The organism is Streptomyces sp. NPDC047061 (genome assembly GCF_040643955.1).
Classification (GTDB): domain Bacteria; phylum Actinomycetota; class Actinomycetes; order Streptomycetales; family Streptomycetaceae; genus Streptomyces.
On sequence record NZ_JBEYVI010000033.1, the window covers coordinates 83,276 to 100,966 of the forward strand.

Below are 17,691 nucleotides of genomic sequence, written 5' to 3' on the forward strand. Positions count from 1 at the left end.
TGTGTCGGCTTCCGTTACACGGAACTACACGGAACTATGCGGACTTGCGGCTGTCCCTGGGATGAATCGCGATGTTCATCGCCCCGGAACGCAGAACCGCCAGACGCTCCTCAAGGACCTCTTCGAGTTCCTCACGGGTGCGCCGCTCCATCAGCATGTCCCAGTGGGTACGCGCGGGCTTGGCCTTTTTCTCTTCAGGGCCGTCGCCGTCCACGAGGAGTGCCTGGGCCCCGCAGACCTTGCACTCCCACTCCGGCGGGATCTCCGCCTCGACCGAGAAGGGCATCTCGAAGCGGTGCCCCTTCTCGCATGCGTACTCCACGGCCTGGCGCGGGGCCAGGTCGATACCGCGGTCCGTCTCGTAGCTGGTCACCACGAGGCGCGTACCGCGAAGAGCTCGCTCACTCATGAATCGTGCCTCCCGGGCTTGTCGCCCACAGGACAGGTGTCGCTGTCGTCGTCATCCGGTCAACGTCCGGTCGGCGGTAAAGATTCCCGTTCCGGGTCATGTGTCGCCGTCGTAGCCGCCCCTTGTTGTACCCACCAGCGCCCGGTTTGTCACATCTGCTAACAGATGTCACCCACCGTTTCGGCATCTTTGACGCGCAGTAACGGTACGCCTGGCAGGCCAAACGCGTACACTACCGCCCTTCCGCGTTGAACGCTAAATCTTCTGGTGGATCTTCCCCTGGATCTCCCCGCTGGATCTTCTAGACCTTCTGCGGAACCGGGTTGCCGGCCTCGCCGATCGCCTGTCGCACCGGCACCCGCGCGAGCAGCGCGAACCCGATGACGAAGAAGGCCACCAGCGAGATGATCGCCGAGCGGTAGCTTCCGGTCAGCTGGTAGGTGATCCCGAACAACAACGGTCCCAGCCAGCTCATCCCCCGATCGCTCATCTCGTACGCCGCGAAGTACTCGGCTTCCTTTCCGGGCGGTACGAGATGGGAGAACAGCGAGCGGGACAGGGCCTGGCTGCCGCCGAGGACGAGACCGATGCCGCCGGCGAGGACGAAGAACCACACCGGTGCCTTCGCCGGCAGGAAGTACCCGGCGGCCAGTGTCACCGTCCAGGCCACCAGCGATCCGAGGATCGTGCGCTTCGCCCCGTACGTCCTGGCCAGCCGCCCCATCGTCAGGGCGCCCGCCACGGCCAGGACCTGCACCAGCAGGACCGCGCCGATGAGCGTCGACTGGCCGAGCCCGAGTTCCTCGGAGCCGTACACGGACGCCTGGGAGATCACGGTCTGGATGCCGTCGTTGTAGATGAGGTACGCCAGCAGGAAGGAGAGCGTCAGCGGATGGCGGCGCATGTCCCGGGCGGTCGCCGCCAGCCGGCGCAGCCCCGGCGCCGTCGCCCCGGCCTCCCGGCCGCCCCGGTCGCGCAGCCGCCGCAGCGGTACGAGGGTGAAGGCACCCCACCACAGGCCCGCCCCGGCCAGGCAGATGCGGACGGCCTCCGTCTCGGAGAGTCCGAAGGAGTCGTGCGCGGAATAGAGGACCAGGTTGACGATCAGCACCAGCGAGCCGGACGCGTAACCGAAGGCCCAGCCCCGGGAGGAGATGGTGTCGCGTTCCTCGGGAGGGGCGATCTGGGGGAGGTAGGAGTTGTAGAGCATCAGGGCGACGGACTGGGCCGCGTTCGCGACGATCAGCAGCAGCCCGCCGAGCAGATAGCGGTCGCCGTCCAGGAAGAACATGCCCGTCGTCGCCACGGCCCCGGTGTACGCGGCCACGCCGAGCAGCTGCTTCTTGCGGCCGGTACGGTCGGCGGCGCTGCCCACCAGGGGCATGACCACGACCGCGAGGACCACCGACAGGGAGACCGAGTAGGCGAAGAAGGAGCCCGCCCGGACCGGGATCCCGAGCGGATGCACATAGCCGTCGGCGTCCGCCGCGTGGTCGGCGACCGAGGTGAGGTACGGGCCGAGGAAGACGGTCAGGACGCTCGTCGAGTAGACCGAGCACGCCCAGTCGTAGAAGTACCAGCCGCGCTGTTCGCGCCGCAGCTCGGTGACCTCGTCCGAGGCCCCCGCCCGCACGGTTTCGGTGCCCACCCGTGCCCTCGCCTTTCCCGCAGCAGTACGCTCGCGCGCCTCAGAACCAGACGCCGCGCTTCTGCATGACCTCACGCAACGTGTCGATGTGATCGGTCATGATGCCATCGACTCCCAGGTCCAGGAGCCGGTGCATCCGATCGGGTTCGTTGATGGTCCAGACGTGCACGTGCAGCCCGCGCGCGTGGGCGGCGCGCACGAAGCGCCGGTCCACCACCGGGACCCCCGACTGGGACTCGGGCACCTGTGCCGCGACCGCCGACCGCCGCACCGCCGCGGGCAGTCCCCACGAGCGCAGCCGCAGTCCGACCACACCGCGGGTGCCGAACGAGGTGGCGAGCCGCGGCCCGGCCAGCCGCTGCGCCCGCAGCACCCGCGCCTCCGAGAACGACCCGACGCACACCCGGTCGTAGGAGTCCGTCTTCTCGATCAGGTCGAGGAGCGGCCGCAGGGCCGGCTCCGCCTTGGCGTCCACGTTCCAGCGGACGTCCGGGAACTCCTCGAGCAGCTCCTCGAAGAGGGGGAGCGGCTCACGGCCGGCCACGCGCGCCTGCCGTACGGCCTCCCACGGCAGGTCGGAGATCCGGCCCGCGCCGTCGGTGACCCGGTCCAGGGTGTCGTCGTGGAAGGCGACGAGCCTGCCGTCCGCCGTGGCGTGCACATCGGTCTCGATGTACCGGTAGCCGAGCTCGACCGCACGCCGGAACTGCGCCACGGTGTTCTCCAGGCCGTCCGCGGCTCCGCCTCGATGGGCGAAGGGGATGGGGCCGGGGTGGTCCAGGTACGGGTGGCGTATCAACGTGCTCACTTGGGCAGTATGGCGCGCTCCGGTGACCCCGTGGCAACGACCGTACTGCGGCCGGATGCCGCCGGGACGGCGAACACCTTCAGGAACAGCTGTGCGAGCGGGCCGATGGACGCGGCGTAGAGCAGGGTGCCGACGCCGACGGTCCCGCCGAGCGCGAACCCGGAGACGACCACCGCGACCTCGATCGCCGTACGGATGAGCCGGATCGAACGGCCGCTGCGCCGGTGCAGCCCCGTCATCAGACCGTCCCGGGGGCCCGGCCCGAAGCTCGCCGCGATGTACAGACCGGTCGCCGCCCCGTTGAGCACGATGCCGGCCGCCATCAGCGGAATCCGCACCGCCAACGTGTGCACCTCGGGGACGACGGCGAGCGCGGCGTTCATGGCGAGGCCGATGACGAAGACGTTGGAGACCGTGCCGAGGCCCGGCCGCTGGCGCAGCGGGATCCACAGGAGCAGCACGGCCGCCCCCACGATGATCGACACCGTGCCGATGCTGATCCCGGTGTGCCCGGCGAGCCCCTGGTGCAGCACGCCCCAGGGCTCGAGGCCGAGGCCCGCCTCGACGAGAAGCGCGGAACTCACGCCGTACAGCGTGAGCCCCGCATAGAGCTGGACCAACCGTCGCCCGAGACGGCCTTGCGTGGACAAGGGAGACCCCCCTGGTGGTAAAGGTGGACTGGCTCATGTCACTCTGTGGCTTGGCAGGGAAAGCCATCCATGGCCAATTCGGGGAAGGTGGACTGATTCACATGGCGCAGTGGACCTCGGCGGTGGGGCCCGCACAGCTCGCCCGGCTGCTCAACTCGCAGCAGGACCGCCCGGCCGGCCCCGGCACCCGGCGTCCGCCCGCCTACCGCGCGCTCGCCGACGGCATCCGGCTGCTGGTCCTGGAGGGCCGCGTCCCGGTCGCCGCCCGGCTGCCCGCCGAACGCGAACTGGCCCTCGCCCTGTCCGTCAGCCGTACGACGGTGGCGGCCGCCTACGAGGCGCTGCGCGCGGAGGGCTTCCTGGAGTCCCGCCGGGGCGCGGGCAGCTGGACCGCCGTCCCGGCGGGCAACCCGCTGCCGGCCCGTGGCCTGGAACCCCTGCCCCCCGAGGCGCTCGGCTCGGTGATCGACCTGGGCTGCGCCGCCCTGCCGGCCCCCGAGCCGTGGCTGACCCGCGCGGTCCAGGGCGCCCTGGAGGAACTCCCGCCGTACGCCCACACCCACGGCGACTACCCGGCCGGACTCCCCGTCCTCCGCTCGATGATCGCCGAGCGGTACACGGCGCGCGGGATTCCCACCATGCCCGAGCAGATCATGGTCACGACCGGGGCGATGGGCGCGATCGACGCGATCTGCCACCTCTTCGGCGGCCGTGGCGAGCGCATCGCCGTCGAGTCGCCGTCGTACGCCAACATCCTGCAGCTGATGCGGGAGGCGGGCGCCCGTCTGGTGCCGGTGGCGATGGCCGAGGGGCTGGACGGCTGGGACCTGGACCGCTGGCGCCAGGTCCTGCGGGACGCGGCTCCTCGCATCGCCTACGTGGTCGCCGACTTCCACAACCCCACCGGGGCGCTCGCCGACGACGACCAGCGGCGCCGGCTGGTGGACGCGGCCCGCTCGGCGGGCACGGTGCTGGTCGCCGACGAGACCATGAGCGAGCTGTGGCTGGACGACGACGTGGAGATGCCCCGCCCGGTGTGCGGCTTCGACCCGGCGGGCTCCACCGTCATCACCGTGGGCTCGGCCAGCAAGGCGTTCTGGGCGGGCATGCGCATCGGCTGGGTCCGGGCGGCTCCCGACGTCATCCGCAGCCTGGTCGCCGCGCGGGCCTACGCCGACCTGGGCACGCCGGTGCTGGAGCAGCTCGCGGTGAACTGGCTGTTCAGCACGGGCGGCTGGGCCCAGGCCGTCGACCTGCGCCGGGTCCAGGCCCGCGAGAACCGCGAGGCGCTGGTGACGGCGGTACGGCGGGAGCTCCCGGAGTGGGAGTTCGAGGTGCCGAAGGGCGGGCTGACCCTGTGGGTCCGGGCCGGGGGCCTGTCGGGCTCACGGCTGGCGGAGGCGGGGGAGCGGGTGGGGGTACGCGTCCCGTCCGGTCCGCGGTTCGGGGTCGACGGGGCCTTCGAGGGCTATGTGCGCCTTCCGTTCACCGTGGGAGGAGCGGTGGCGGACGAGGCGGCGACGCGACTGGCTGCGGCGGCGCGGCTGGTGGAGGCCGGGGCGAGCGGGGGCGGCACGGAGTCGCCGCGGTCGTTTGTGGCGTAGCGGCGGGTGGTTCTTCGGCTGCGGGTGCGTGGGGGCTGGCCGCGCAGTTCCCCGCGCCCCTAAAGACATAGCTGCGGGCAGGCGTGCCGCAGGGCGGCACGGGTGGGCGCTGGGGGTCCCCCCGGCCGAAGGCTGGGGGAGGCACCCGGCCAGCGCCGGCAAGCGTCCCCACCCCCGCCTCAGCCCTCGGCGACCGCAGCTTCCAGAGGCACCCCCGCCTCAGTCCTCGGCGGCAACAGGGCCAGCACCGCCTCCCGGTCCACCTCGCTCGTCGCGTCGTCGTAAGGATCCGGCGTCGCCGGCACCTGGAGCCGCAGTACCGGCCCGTGCCCCAGCCGCGCATACCCCCGCCCCGGCGGCACCTGGGCCAACGGAGTCGTGTGCGGCGGCGCCCCCAGTGCCGCCGCCAGTTCGTCCGGCAGCGCCGGTCCCAGCACGACACGCGCGCGCGTGTGCTGCTGTACCGCCTCGCTCAACACGTCCGCGCTGTCGAGCTGTTCGGCGACCACCACGGTGACGTTCGCCGCGCGGCCGTGCCGGAGGGGGACCTGCAGGAGGGCCTGCGGGTCCTGGTGGCCGTCCGCCGAGGCCAGATGGACGAAGGCGCTCGGGCGGTCGAGGAGGATCCACAGGGGCCGCCGGCAGTCGTCCGGCGGCGGATGCCCCGCCTGGCGCGCGCGGTTGAGCGCGATGAGCCGGCGTTCCGTCTCGTTCGCCGCCCACTCCAGGCTGGCCAGCGCCCCGGCGAGCCCGCACTCCACGGCGAGGACCCCGTCCCGGCCGTTGAGGCACAGGTACTCGCCGGTGCCGCCGCCCTCGACGACGAGGACGTCGCCGTACTGGAGCGCCTGCAGGGCGATGGAGCGCAGCAGGGTCGAGGTGCCGCTGCCGGGGCGGCCCATGACCAGCAGGTGCGGTTCGGTGGAGCGGGCGCCGGTGCGCCAGACGACCGGCGGTACGTCACGCTGCTCGTCGCCGTACGCGAGCGGGAGCGTGCGCTGGACCTCGCTGGGATCGGTGAACCCGAGGACCGTCTCGCCCGGCGCGGTGACGAATCGCTGGGCGGCGATGTCGGTGGGCAGCGGGGCGAGGACGGTCATCGTGAGCCGGTTGCCCTCCTCGTCCCACGCGAAGTGGTATTCGCGGCCCCGCCCGGACTTCGCGGTGAGCAGGTTCTCGATCCGCGCGCGGAGTTCGGGCTCGCCGTCCGGGAAGTACGCGGGGTAGCGCAGCAGGAGCTGGCCGAGGCGGCCCGCGTCGTCGAACTCGTGGGCGAGGAAGGCCTTCTCCCACTCCCCGCCGTGTGCGTACAGCGGCGCCGGGTCCTCGGCGGCCGAGAAGTACGGCACCAGGGCCTCGTACAGGGACTGGAGCCGCTGGGTCTGCGACTCGTCGGGGCCCTCCGGCGGGGGCGGGGCGTGGTCACGGCCGTGCCAGGCGCTCGCCGCCATCAGGGTGATGACGGCGAGCAGGGGTCCGTACGGCACCAGCGCCACGACCAGGACGACCGAGGCCACCAGGAACAGCAGTGGCCCACGCTTGTCCTTCGGTGTCTCCGCCCACCTGCGCCGCCCGGCCGAGGCCAGCCGGCGCAGTCCGCGCGAGACGGTGATGAGCGGATGGAGTACGTCGGTGGCGCTGTCGGCGGCCGTCCGGGCCAGCTCCCGGCTCCGGGCGATCTGCGCGCCGCCGTTGCTCAGAATGCGGGGGAGAGGGCGCCGGGCCACTGCTGTCTCCTCACGGTGCGTACGGGCGGGAGGGGCGTCAGAACTTGATGCCGCCGAGCAGGCTCGCCAGGCTCTCGCCGCCTGCCTTGATGCTCGGTGCGATGGCCGTGCTGGCGAGATAGAAGCCGAAGAGTGCCGAGACCGTGGCATGCGACGGCTTCAGGCCGTCCTTGCGGAAGAAGAGGAAGACGATGATGCCGAGCACGATGACGCCTGAGATGGAGAGGATCATTTGAGGTCTCCTGGTGTCGAAGGGGGACAGTCACCATGAGTTCTTCCAGGATCACAGCAGGTATCCATACGATTAAAGGTGCAATTGGGTGAAATTCTGGGAATTTCACCCAATTGGTGGATCATTCCTGACCCGGGCTGACCGGGTTGGTCGCCATCCGGCGCGGGAATGTGATCGTTCGAGGGGACTGCGGTGATCTTTACCTCGGGCAGATCCGGTCATGTACACCCTGGGCCAGTACGCTGACGTTTCACTCGTACGGCCCCACGGCCCGTCCGTTGCCGTACGCTCCCCCAGTCCACGAAAAGTCCCCGCAGCGCACAGGAGAGGCGGTCCGGCCGATGAGCGAAGCCCCCGACCCCGAGGTCGTGGAGCTGGCGACCAAGATCTTCGATCTGGCCCGGCAGGGGCGGACCGAAGCGCTCGTGGCGTACCTCGACGCGGGCGTTCCGGCCAACCTCACCAACGACCGCGGGGACTCCCTCGTGATGCTCGCCGCCTATCACGGGCACGCCGACGCGGTGCGCGAACTGCTCGCCCGGGGCGCCGAGGCGGACCGGGTCAACGACCGAGGTCAGACCCCCCTCGCCGGGGCGGTCTTCAAGGGCGAGACGGAAGTGGTCGAGGTGCTGGTGAAAGCCGGCGCGGACCCGGCGGCGGGCACTCCGTCAGCCGTCGACACCGCTCGGATGTTCGGCAAGACGGAGGTTCTGGAACTGTTCGGTACCTCCTGACCCATCTGTTCTGACCAGCTAAAACACACAAAACGGGGGAGGCGGTACAGGGCCGCCGAAATTTCGGTCGCGGCAGGTCGAAGTGCCGAGTCATCATGACGTCGTGATTCACGGACGCGATGGCTGGGCAGGTGTTGCCGCACCGCGCGGGCCGTGATGCGGCCCGCATGGGCCACTGACGAGAGGCAGAGAGAAATGGTCTACAGCAAGCAAGAGACGGCGGGCGCTCCGACGTTGTGTCACGCGGCCAGGTAGTGCGTGTTCTCCGGTTGCGTCGACGCTTGATGTGAGGCTGTTTCCCATGTTCGATCCGGTCATAGCGCCCAGCGGTACGCTGCTCGGCCTGCTTCAGCGGGGCCGTGGCGACGGCACGTTGCACGCGCTCACCGCCCCGCGCGCCGAAGCGCTCGCGGCGCTGAACCACTGTGTGCTCCGCGACCCCCGCCACGACTGGCAGGTGGAGAACCGCTCCCTGTACTACGCCCGGCTCTACGTCGACCTGCACGGCGAGCTGGACGCCATCGAAGCGCACCTCTTCGACCCCGAGGACGTCCTCGACACCGAGGAGTCCCGCACCGGCCTCGCGCTGGCCGTGCTCGGGCACCTCGCCTCCTACGGCAGGCGGGACGCGCTCGAACTGCTGCGCAGGTACGCCGCGACCGGCTCCAACTGGGCCTGGGCCCTGGACGAGCTGGCGCTGCGCGACGACGACGCGGGCCTGCGCGCCCTCGCCGCCCCGGTACTGGCGCGGTTCGCCACGGACGCCGAGGGCGAGGCCGAGCTGGCCGCCGCCGTAAGGGACGCCTTCGAGCCACGGCCCTGGCGGCTGTGGGCCGAGGATCCCCGCGAATCGGTCGCCACGCGCGTGCGTGCCGCGCAGGAGACCGGCTGTTTCGACCGCTGGCAGCGCCAGATGCGACCTACCGGGCCCCGTCCGGGGTGGAGCGTGCGGGCCGTCTTCGAATGGGCCCAGCAGGGCGTCGAGCGGGGCGCGGCCCTCCATGTGCCGGCCGCCCGCTGCCTGGTCGCCGTCGCCGGACCCGAGGACCGGCCGGAGATCCTCCAGGCAGCCAAGGACGGCACCGACGGCGCCCGCTGCACCGCCCTGCGCTACCTCGCCGACAGCAACGACCCCGACGCGCTCAACCTCATCGAGGCCGCGGTGACCGACGGCACGGCCACCGTCGTGGAGGCCGCCGTCGACGCCTTCGAACGCATGCGCAGTATCGCCGCCGTCGAGCGCGCCCGGGGCTGGGCCCGCCGCCCCGACCCCCTCGGCGCCGCGGCCGGCCGGATGCTGGCCTGCCGGGGCGGCACCAAGGACAGCGAACTGGTCCTCGCCGCGCTACGGGAAGCCGTACGCGGCGAAGGCCCCGACGCGCCGACGCTGTGGACCCTCGTCGACGGGACCGGACGCCTCGGCATCGTCTGCGCCGCGCCCGTCCTGCGCCACGTCTACCGTGAGACCGCCTCGTCCCACCTCCGCGGCCGCGCCGCCCGCGCCCTGGCCGCCACCGATCCCTCCTTCGCCACCGGCTTCGCCGTCGAATGCCTGTGGGACTGCGAGGAGACCACCCGCGAGGTCGCCGCCCGGCACGCCGAGACCGGTGACGCCCGGGTCGTCGAACAGCTCCGCCGGCTCGCCGCCGATCCCGCCGAGGAGGCGGAGGTGCAGACGGCCGTACGCAGCCGCATCGGACCGGACACCGCTGCCATGTGACATATCACTGCACCGGACAACTACCTCACCACGAAGACCACGGGAACCACGGGGGATCCCGTACACGTTCCATACGTGGACGACTGCCCGTCAGGTGAACAACCGGTGACCGCCGGGGCAGCCGGGTATGGACGCCGGCTGGCCCGCTCGGGTGTGCAGGCCAACGCTCATGGGACGTTTAACAATCGGAAAGATCCACTTTGACGCGGCCACGTCCAGCGCGGCGACAACACCGGTATGCGTGTCGTCATCGTGACCGAATCCTTTCCCCCCGATGTGAACGGCGTGGCCCACTGCGCGCTCCAGACCGCCCGACACCTCGTCGATCGCGGTCACGCTCCCCTCGTCGTCGCACCGGCTCCCGCCCCCGGAAACAGGCTCGCCGCGGCCGCCGCGCCCTGCCCTGTCGTCCATGTCCCCTCCCTTCCGCTCCCGGGCTATCCCCAGGTCCGCGTGGCTCTCCCCAGCCGCAAGCTCGCCACCGCGCTGATCGACCACCGCCCCGACGTGGTGCACCTGGCCAGCCCCTTCATCCTCGGCGTCCGCGGCATGGCCGCCGCCGCCCGGCTCGGCATCCCGGCCGTCGCCGTCTACCAGACCGACCTGGCCGGATACGCCCGTACCTACGTGGGCGCCGGCGAGGCGGCCGCCTGGCGGCGGATCCGGTCCGTGCACGGCGCCGCCGACCGCACCCTCGCCCCGTCCACCGCCTCGATCAGCGACCTGGAGGCACACGGGGTGCCCCGGATCCAGCTGTGGCAGCGCGGCGTGGACACCGTCCGCTTCCGCCCCGAGTTCCGCGACGAGGCGCTGCGCCGCGAGATCGCCCCGAACGGCGAGGTCATCGTCGGCTACGTCGGCCGCCTCGCCCCCGAGAAGCAGGTCGAACTCCTCGCCGGAGTCTGCGGCCTGGAGGGCGTGAAGGTCGTGATCGTGGGCGACGGGCCCGCTCAGGCCCACCTCACCGAGGCGCTGCCCGGCGCGGTCTTCCTCGGCCGCCGCACCGGCGACGACCTCGCGCGGATCTTCGCCTCGTTCGACGTCTTCGCCCACACCGGCCCCTTCGAGACGTTCTGCCAGACCGTCCAGGAGGCCATGGCCAGCGGTGTCCCGGTCGTCGCGCCCGCCGCCGGCGGCCCGATCGACCTGGTCGACCACGGCCGCACCGGGTTCCTGGTCCCGCCGCGCGACGCCGGCGCGGTACGGGAGGCGGTGGCCTCGCTCGTCGCCGACGCCGGGATGCGGGCCGCGTTCGGCCACGCCGCGCGGACCACGGTCGAGGGCCGCACCTGGGCCGCCGTCGGCGACCAGCTGATCGGCCACTACGAGGACGTGCTCGCCGCGCGCCGGCCGGTGGTGGCGGCATGAGCGGCACCTCGCCGGGGCCCCTGCGCATCGTCCGGCTGGCCAACTTCGTCGCCCCCGCCTCGGGCGGTCTGCGCACCGCCCTGCGCGAGCTCGGCAAGGGTTTCGTGGCGGCCGGGCACGAATCGGTCCTGATCGTGCCGGGCGAGCGCTACTCGGACCGGTACGAGGAGCAGGGCCGGGTCATCACGCTGCCCGGCCCGCTGCTGCCCGGCACCGGCGGCTACCGCGTCCTCGTCGACAAGAAGCGGGTGCAGAGCCTCCTGGAGCACCTCGCCCCGGACCGCCTGGAGGTGTCCGACCGGACCACCCTGCGCTGGACCGGTCGCTGGGCCCGGCGCGCCCGGATACCCGCGGTGATGGTCTCCCACGAGACCGCCGACGGCGTCCTGCGCACCTGGGGCATGTCCGAGAACATGTCCCGGCGCACCGCCGACGCGCTCAACATCCGTACGGCGCACACGTACGCGCGCGTGGTGTGCACCACCGAGTTCGCCGAGCGCGAGTTCATCCGCATCGGCGCGCGCAACGTCGTTCGCGCTCCCCTGGGCGTCGACCTGACGGGCCGCCACCCCTCGTTGCGCGACCCCGACCTGCGGGCCCGGTACGCGCGCGAGGACGAGGCACTGCTCGTCATGTGCTCGCGGCTCTCCGTGGAGAAGCGGCCCGGCACCGCCATCGACGCCTTGGAGGCGCTGGTACGGCGCGGCCGCCGGGTGATCCTGGTGGTGGCGGGAGACGGGCCGCTGCGCGAGCGCCTGGAGCAGCGGGTGCGGGAACGCAGGCTGCCCGTGACCTTCCTTGGGCATGTCTCCGACCGGGACAGCCTGGGCGCGCTGCAGGCGTCCGCCGACGTCGCCCTGGCGCCGGGACCCGCGGAGACGTTCGGGCTCGCCGCCCTGGAGGCCATGGCCTGCGGGACGCCCGTGGTCGCCAGCGCCTCCTCGGCGCTGCCCGAGGTGATCGGGTCCGCCGGCGCCACTGCGGCGGACCGTGGCGAGGCGTTCGCCGACGCGGTGGAGATGCTCCTGGAGCGGCCCTGCGACGAGCGCCGGGAAACGGCACGCGCGCGTGCCGAGTGCTTCGGCTGGGGAACGGCCGTGGAGGCGTTCCTCGCCGCGCACGACGCGCCGGTACTGTCCCGTCGCGACGAGAACGGAACGACGGCACCGGTCCGTCGTGTCGTGCCGGAGGGCGTGGCATGAGAGCGGTTCGTTTCGTGGCGCTCGGGGACTCGCTGACCGAGGGCGTGGGCGACCCCGCCGGCGACGGGTGGCGCGGCTGGGCCGCGCTGCTGGCCGGCGGACTGGCCGCGAAGGAGGTGGAGTTCACCAACCTCGCGGTCAGCGGGGCGCAGACCCGGGACGTGCTGGAACGCCAGACCCCGGCCGCCCTGGAACTGCGTCCCGACATCGTCGCCGTCGTCATAGGCGTCAACGACACCCTGCGCTGCACCTTCGACATCCACGCGGTGGCCGAACGGCTCGACAGGGTCTACGCGGACCTGACCGCGCAGGGCGCGACCCTGCTCACGGCGTGTCTGCCCGACCCCGGTTCGATGTGGGGGCTGCCGGGTGCCCTGGCCCGCCCGCTGGCCCGCCGGGGGCGTGCGGTCAACATGGTGGTGCACGCCCTGTCCGAGCGGTACGGGGCCGTACATCTGCACGCGGCGGAGGGCGCCTGGCTCACCGACCGCGAGATGTGGAGCGCGGACCGGCTGCACCCGGGCGAGCGCGGGCACCGGCAGCTCGCCGTCCGCTTCCACGCCCTGCTCGCCCCCCTGGGCATGGCGACGGGGACGGCGCCGTCCCCCGACCCGGAGTTCCCGCCGCCGACGAAGAAGGCGAGCGTCTTCTGGCTGGCCACGGCCGGCACCGCCTGGGTGATCAGGCGCTGCCGGGACCTGCTGCCCCAGCTGCTGCGGCTGGCCGTCGACGAGATGCGGCACCGCCGCAGGGGCACCAGCGCCCGCCTGGACCTGAGCGCGTCGGCCGCCGTCTCCGCCGCGCTGGCCGCCCTCCAGTCGCCGGAGCGGCCCGCCGATGCCGCGTGACGGGGCGCGATGGGGCGTTACGGGGCGTGACGAAGCCGCTGCGGTGGTTCGGCTGCGGCGAGCGGCGGTTCAGCGACGGCGTACGGCCACGAAGCGGACCGGGATGCCCGGTACCGCCTGGGCCGCCGCCGGGAGGTCGGCGGCGCGGACCACCGCGATCACCGGATAGCCGCCGGTGGTCGGATGGTCGGCCAGGAACACCACCGGACGGCCGTCCGGCGGAACCTGCACGGCGCCGAGGACCATGCCCTCGCTGGGGATCTCACCGGGACGGGCCCGCTCCAGGGCGGGCCCTTCCGTGCGCAGCCCGATACGGTTGCTCGCCGACGACACGCGGTACGCGCGCGAGGTGAACGCCCGGACGGCCGCGGGCGTGAACCAGCCGTCCCGCGGGCCGAGCGTCACCCGCAGCACGAGCTCCGCAGGCGGGGACGGCTGCGGAACGACGTCCACGCGCGCGTGCGGGCCCACCGGCGTGCCCAGCGGCAGCACGTCGCCGTCCGCCAGCGGAGCGGGACCGAGCCCGGAGAACAGATCCGTGGCCCTGCTGCCCAGCACCGGCTCCACGGCGATCCCACCGGAGACGGCCACATAGCTTCGTACACCGGACCGGGCCGCTCCCACCTCCAGCAGTTCCCCCGCCGGAACCACGACGGGCGCGCCCCAGGCCGCCGGACGCCCGCCCACCGCGACGGGGCACGGCGCACCGCCGACCGCCACCGCGACCGTCGAACGCGGCCGCACGGCGCACCCGCTGAGCGTCGCCTCCAGAACGGCCGCGTCCGGAGCGTTGCCGACCAGCCGGTTCACGAGCGCCGCGGCGGGCACGTCCAGCGCCCCGGAGCGGGGCACCCCCAGATGCGCGTACCCGGGCCGCCCCCCGTCCTGCACGGTGGTCAGCGCACCGGCCCGTACGACGACGAGCGCGCGGTCGGTCATGCCTCCTCCACCGGCACGAACCGCACACGTGTGCCCGGCGCCAGCAGAGCGGCCGGTACGCGCGTGTGGTCCCACAGCACTGCCTCCGTCGTCCCGATGAGCTGCCAGCCGCCCGGCGACGACCGCGGGTACACGCCCGTGTAAGGGCCGGCCAGCGCCACCGTGCCCGCGGGCACCGCGGTACGGGGGGTGGCCCGGCGCGGCACGTCGTAGCGGTCCGGGAGCCCGGTGAGGTAGCCGAAACCGGGTGCGAAGCCGCAGAAGGCGACCGTGAACTCGGTCTCCGCGTGGATGCGGGCCACCTCCCGCACGGGCACCCGCCAGTGGGCGGCGACCTCGGCGAGGTCCGGGCCGTCGTAGCGCACGGGCAACTCGACGGCCGCACGCGCGCGTGGGGGAGTGGGCGGGACCGCGGTGGCGGCCGGTTCGGCGGCCCGGCGGGTCAGTTCGGCGGCCCGCCGGGCCTGGTCGTCGAGGCCGTCGAGGCCGTCGAGCAGGACGGTGCGGGCGGCGGGCACGATCTCCCGGACCGTCAGCGAGCCCTCCGCGCGACGGCGCAGCAACTCGTCGTGCAGGGCCTGAGCCTCCGCGCCGGAGCCGACCTCGACCAGGAGGGCGTCGTCACCGACCAGGTGGACCGTCATGGGCGGGGCCGACTGCGGGCTCGTGCTCACGTTCGTGTCCACGCCCGTGTCCACGCTCCCACCCATGCCACTCGCCCTCGTGTCGCTCCCGCTCATGCCGCCCGCCCTCATGCGAAGGCCGCCACGGTCACGCCTGCCGCGGCGAGCCGCGCCCGCACCCTGCGCGCCAGCTCCACGGCGCCCGGGGTGTCGCCGTGCAGACAGAGCGAGCGGGCGCGCACGGCGATGCGTGTGCCGGAGTGCGAGGTGACCGCGCCGGAGCGTGCCAGTTCTACCGAACGCTCCACGACCGCCTCCGGATCGCTCACCACCGCGCCCTCCTGCCCGCGCGGGACCAGCGTCCCTTCGTCGGTGTACGCGCGGTCCGCGAACGCCTCGGTGACGGCCGGCAGCCCCGCCTGCTCCGCCAGCGCCAGTACCCGGGAACCCGGCAGCCCCAGGACGGGCAGCGAGGCGTCCGCGAGGAGCACGCCGTCGACCACCGCGGCGGCCTGCTCCTCGTCGTGCACGACCCGGTTGTAGAGCGCGCCGTGCGGCTTCACGTACGCCACCCGCGCGCCGGCCGCACGGGCGAAGACCTCGAGGGCGCCGATCTGGTAGGCCACCTCGGCCGCCAGCTCGGCGGGCGGCACGTCCATCGCGCGCCGCCCGAACCCCGCCAGGTCCCGGTAGGAGACCTGGGCGCCGATCGTCACCCCGCGCCCGGCCGCCAGCTCGCACACCCGCCGCATGGTGGCCGCGTCCCCCGCATGGAAGCCGCAGGCCACATTGGCGCTGGTCACGACGGACAGCAGCTGCTCGTCGTCGGTGAGCCGCCAGCGGCCGAAGCCCTCGCCGAGGTCGGCGTTCAGGTCGATCGAGGTCATGGATGCGCTGTCTCTCCTGTCAGGCCACGCGGTACTGCTCGTCGCGGGCGTCGGTGATGAACATCTGGCCCGGTGCGTGCGTGATGGCGAACGGCGGCCGGGAGGCCACCACCGCCGCCTGCGGGGTCACCCCGCACGCCCAGAACACCGGGATGTCGTCCGGCTCGGCGTCCACCGGGTCGCCGAAGTCTGGCCGGCCGAGGTCGGCGATGCCGAGTGCCGAGGGATCGCCGCAGTGCACGGGCCCGCCGTGCACCGCCGGGAGCAGACTGCTCTCCCGGATCGCGGCCGACAGATGCTGCGGCGGCACCGGGCGCATGGACACCACCATCGGTCCCCGCAGCCGTCCCGCCGGACGGCAGAGCCGGCTGGTCACGTACATGGGCACGTTCCGGCCCTGCTCGACATGGCGTATCGGCACCCCGGCGCCGGCCAGTGCCCACTCGAACGTGAAGCTGCACCCGAGCAGGAACGACACCAGGTCGTCCCGCCAGTACGCGCGCACGTCCGTCGGCTCGTCCACCAGCTCCCCGTCCCGCCACACCCGGTAGCGCGGCAGATCGGTACGCAGGTCCGCGCCCTCCGCGAGTTCGGTGCCGGTCGCGCCGGCGTCGGTGACGTCGAGCACCGGACAGGGCTTCGGGTTGCGCTGGCAGAACAGCAGCATGTCGTATGCCCAGTCGGCGGGCACCGAGATCAGGTTGGCCTGCGTGTGACCGGCCGCGACCCCGGCCGTGGGGCCCGTGAGGCCCTCCCGGAAGCGGGCCCGGGCACTTCTCGGGCGCCACGCGTGCGCGTGTTCGTCGACGAGCACGACGGGACGGTCCGCCGTGGCCGGGAGCTCTGCGGTGACCGGGAGGTTCTCCGTGGTCGGGAGGTCTTCCGTGGCCAGGGTGAGTACGTTCTCTTCCGTACGGTTCACGCCAGTTCCTTCCCGCGCGTCTCCGGCAGTCCGAACAGGGCCAGGGCCGCGAGCGCGTAACCGGCCGCGCCGAAGACCAGCGCGCCGCCGACGCCCCAGCTGTCGGCCAGGAAGCCCACCAGGGTCGGGAAGACCGCGCCCACCGCGCGGCCCGTGTTGTACGTGAAGCCCTGCCCGGTGCCGCGCACCGCCGTCGGGTACAGCTCGCTCAGGTACGAACCGAAGCCGCTGAAGATCGCCGACATGCAGAAGCCGAGCGGGAAACCGAGCACCAGGAGCAGCGTGTTGGCGCCGCCCGGGATGTTCGCGTACGCCAGCACGCAGGCCGCCGACAGCACGGCGAACAGCCAGATGTTGCGGCGCCGGCCCAGCCGGTCGGTGAGGTAGCCGCCGGTGAGGTAGCCGAGGAACGCCCCCGAGATCAGGAAGGTCAGATAGCCGCCGGTGCCGACCACCGACAGACCGCGCTCGGTCTTCAGGTACGTCGGGATCCAGGTGGCCAGCGTGTAGTAGCCGCCCTGGACACCCGTGGACAGCAGGCCCGCGAAGACCGTGATGCGCAGCAGGCCGGGCGCGTCGGCCGTGCCGGGGCGGAAGATCGCGGCGAACGAGCCGCGCCGCGGGCTCTGTTCGCGCACCGCGACCGCCTGCGGGGCGTCGTGCACCCGGCGCCGCACCCACACCACGAGGAGCGCGGGCAGCGCGCCGGTCCAGAACATCACCCGCCAGGCCAGGTCGTCGCCGACGAACGAGAAGACCAGCGTGTACACGATCGCGGCGAGAGCCCAGCCGACGGCCCAGGAACTCTGGATCGCGCCCAGCGTGCGGCCGCGGTGCCGGGCACTCGCGTACTCGGCGACCAGGATCGCGCCGACCGCCCACTCGCCGCCGAAACCGAGGCCCTGGAGGGCGCGGAACACCAGCAGCGTCTCGTAGTTGGGCGCGAAGCCGCAGGCCACCGTGAAGACCGCGTAGGTGACCACCGTGATCATCAGGGCGCGGACCCGGCCGACCCGGTCCGCGAACACGCCCGCCGCGGCGCCGCCCACCGCGGAGACCACCAGGGTGACGGTGGTGAACAGGCCGGTCTGGCCGCTGTCCAGACCGAAGTACGCCGCGAGCGCGACCATGCTCAGCGGCAGGGTGAAGTAGTCGTACGAATCCAGGGCATATCCGCCGAAAGCACCGGCGAACGCACGTCGGCCGCGCGGACCGAGGGCGCGCAACCAGCCGAACGCGCCGTCCTCGGCGGTGCGTTCACCCCTGCCGGGATGCGCGTCGGAGGTCAGGGCCTGCGGTGGAGGAGTCGTGCTCATGGGCACCTCGCAGAAGAGGGACGGAGGGTGCGGGACTGAGCGGTGCGGGGCCGT

General features: G+C 72.8%; 18 protein-coding genes. 6 read left to right on the forward strand and 12 right to left on the reverse strand.

What is annotated here, in order from left to right; all coding sequences use genetic code 11:
* Positions 1-34 precede the first annotated feature (34 nt).
* The 4 genes from ABZ887_RS36140 to ABZ887_RS36155 all read right to left on the reverse strand — a co-directional run bounded on the left by ABZ887_RS36140 (position 35) and on the right by ABZ887_RS36155 (position 3,515).
* A complete protein-coding gene (locus ABZ887_RS36140) occupies positions 35-409 on the reverse strand; it encodes an RNA polymerase-binding protein RbpA (protein WP_010046329.1) in 375 nt (124 codons plus the stop codon).
* A gap of 301 nt (positions 410-710) precedes the next feature.
* Complete coding sequence (locus ABZ887_RS36145) at positions 711-2,057, reverse strand: MFS transporter (RefSeq protein WP_361299173.1); 1,347 nt, start codon at positions 2,055-2,057, stop codon at positions 711-713.
* Positions 2,058-2,097: 40 nt separating this feature from the next.
* A complete protein-coding gene (locus ABZ887_RS36150) occupies positions 2,098-2,865 on the reverse strand; it encodes a glycerophosphodiester phosphodiesterase (protein ID WP_361299176.1) in 768 nt (255 codons plus the stop codon).
* Positions 2,862-3,515: a hypothetical protein gene (locus ABZ887_RS36155; protein ID WP_361299179.1), complete on the reverse strand. Its 654-nt coding sequence runs from the start codon at positions 3,513-3,515 to the stop codon at positions 2,862-2,864. The genes ABZ887_RS36150 and ABZ887_RS36155 overlap by 4 nt, the downstream gene beginning before the upstream one ends.
* A gap of 101 nt (positions 3,516-3,616) precedes the next feature.
* On the opposite strand from ABZ887_RS36155, the gene ABZ887_RS36160 reads away from it, so the two are divergent.
* Entirely contained in the window at positions 3,617-5,119 is a 1,503-nt protein-coding gene (locus tag ABZ887_RS36160; protein ID WP_361299182.1) for a PLP-dependent aminotransferase family protein, read from the forward strand.
* 179 nt (positions 5,120-5,298) lie between these two features.
* Here ABZ887_RS36160 and ABZ887_RS36165 read toward each other — a convergent pair whose 3' ends face one another.
* Positions 5,299-6,846, reverse strand: coding sequence for a hypothetical protein (locus tag ABZ887_RS36165; protein WP_361299185.1), 1,548 nt, complete (start codon positions 6,844-6,846; stop codon positions 5,299-5,301).
* 37 nt (positions 6,847-6,883) lie between these two features.
* Entirely contained in the window at positions 6,884-7,078 is a 195-nt protein-coding gene (locus ABZ887_RS36170; protein ID WP_046731976.1) for a hypothetical protein, read from the reverse strand.
* 341 nt (positions 7,079-7,419) lie between these two features.
* Here ABZ887_RS36170 and ABZ887_RS36175 point away from each other — a divergent pair, with 341 nt between their 5' ends.
* The gene (locus ABZ887_RS36175) at positions 7,420-7,812 is read left to right on the forward strand and encodes an ankyrin repeat domain-containing protein (protein WP_361299189.1); all 393 of its coding nucleotides are present in this window, start codon (positions 7,420-7,422) and stop codon (positions 7,810-7,812) included.
* Positions 7,813-8,113: 301 nt separating this feature from the next.
* Complete coding sequence (locus tag ABZ887_RS36180) at positions 8,114-9,532, forward strand: HEAT repeat domain-containing protein (protein WP_361299192.1); 1,419 nt, start codon at positions 8,114-8,116, stop codon at positions 9,530-9,532.
* A gap of 90 nt (positions 9,533-9,622) precedes the next feature.
* On the opposite strand, the gene ABZ887_RS36185 is transcribed toward ABZ887_RS36180, so the two are convergent.
* A complete protein-coding gene (locus tag ABZ887_RS36185; RefSeq protein WP_361299295.1) occupies positions 9,623-9,868 on the reverse strand; it encodes a hypothetical protein in 246 nt (81 codons plus the stop codon).
* Between ABZ887_RS36185 and ABZ887_RS36190 the strand changes: the two genes are divergently transcribed.
* From ABZ887_RS36190 to ABZ887_RS36200, 3 genes are read left to right on the forward strand one after another with little or no spacing between them, the layout of a single operon-like run.
* Positions 9,770-10,900 (forward strand): glycosyltransferase family 1 protein, encoded by a 1,131-nt coding sequence (locus ABZ887_RS36190; protein ID WP_361299195.1) that lies wholly within the window; start codon positions 9,770-9,772, stop codon positions 10,898-10,900. The two genes, ABZ887_RS36185 and ABZ887_RS36190, sit on opposite strands and share 99 nt — an antisense overlap.
* Complete coding sequence (locus ABZ887_RS36195) at positions 10,897-12,102, forward strand: glycosyltransferase (protein WP_361299198.1); 1,206 nt, start codon at positions 10,897-10,899, stop codon at positions 12,100-12,102. Before ABZ887_RS36190 ends, ABZ887_RS36195 begins: the two co-directional genes overlap by 4 nt.
* Positions 12,099-12,950, forward strand: coding sequence for an SGNH/GDSL hydrolase family protein (locus ABZ887_RS36200; protein ID WP_361299201.1), 852 nt, complete (start codon positions 12,099-12,101; stop codon positions 12,948-12,950). The genes ABZ887_RS36195 and ABZ887_RS36200 overlap by 4 nt, the downstream gene beginning before the upstream one ends.
* A 69-nt stretch (positions 12,951-13,019) precedes the next feature.
* On the opposite strand, the gene ABZ887_RS36205 is transcribed toward ABZ887_RS36200, so the two are convergent.
* From ABZ887_RS36205 to ABZ887_RS36225, 5 genes are all read right to left on the reverse strand, one after another.
* Positions 13,020-13,889, reverse strand: coding sequence for a biotin-dependent carboxyltransferase family protein (locus ABZ887_RS36205; RefSeq protein WP_361299204.1), 870 nt, complete (start codon positions 13,887-13,889; stop codon positions 13,020-13,022).
* Positions 13,886-14,533, reverse strand: coding sequence for an allophanate hydrolase subunit 1 (locus ABZ887_RS36210; protein ID WP_361299289.1), 648 nt, complete (start codon positions 14,531-14,533; stop codon positions 13,886-13,888). Before ABZ887_RS36210 ends, ABZ887_RS36205 begins: the two co-directional genes overlap by 4 nt.
* Before the next feature lie 107 nt (positions 14,534-14,640).
* A complete protein-coding gene (locus ABZ887_RS36215) occupies positions 14,641-15,399 on the reverse strand; it encodes a 5-oxoprolinase subunit PxpA (RefSeq protein ID WP_361299207.1) in 759 nt (252 codons plus the stop codon).
* 19 nt (positions 15,400-15,418) lie between these two features.
* Positions 15,419-16,213, reverse strand: a complete 795-nt coding sequence (locus ABZ887_RS36220; RefSeq protein WP_361299292.1) for a putative hydro-lyase — start codon at positions 16,211-16,213, stop codon at positions 15,419-15,421.
* 104 nt (positions 16,214-16,317) lie between these two features.
* Positions 16,318-17,637 carry an MFS transporter gene (locus ABZ887_RS36225; RefSeq protein ID WP_361299210.1) on the reverse strand — a complete coding sequence of 440 codons (1,320 nt, stop codon included), beginning with the start codon at positions 17,635-17,637 and terminating at the stop codon, positions 16,318-16,320.
* Between the last annotated feature and the right edge of the window lie 54 nt (positions 17,638-17,691).